The organism is Aeromonas sp. SrichE-2G (genome assembly GCF_017939565.1).
Lineage (GTDB): Bacteria > Pseudomonadota > Gammaproteobacteria > Enterobacterales > Aeromonadaceae > Aeromonas > Aeromonas taiwanensis.
This window is the reverse complement of record NZ_JAGKRG010000028.1, coordinates 1-281: the sequence shown is the minus strand read 5'-3', so window position 1 is coordinate 281 and position 281 is coordinate 1. Positions and strand designations below refer to the sequence as shown.

The following is a 281-nucleotide window of genomic DNA, read 5'->3' as shown; positions in this document are numbered from 1 at the left end:
TAGTTCCTTCACCCGAGTTCTCTCAAGCGCCTTGGTATTCTCTACCCGACCACCTGTGTCGGTTTGGGGTACGATGACTTGTAATCTGAAGCTTAGAGGCTTTTCCTGGAAGCAGGGCATCAATGGCTTCCGCACCGTGGTGCGTTCGTCTCGTGTCTCAGTGTTGTGTCTCCGGATTTGCCTAGAAACACCACCTACGCACTTTCACCAGGACAACCGTCGCCTGGCCCACCTAGCCTTCTCCGTCCCCCCATCGCAATTACAAGTCGTGCAGGAATATT

General features: G+C 53.7%; 1 rRNA gene. It reads right to left on the bottom strand.

What is annotated here, in order from left to right:
- A 23S ribosomal RNA gene (locus tag J9885_RS14850) occupies nt 1-281 on the bottom strand; the annotation flags it as partial.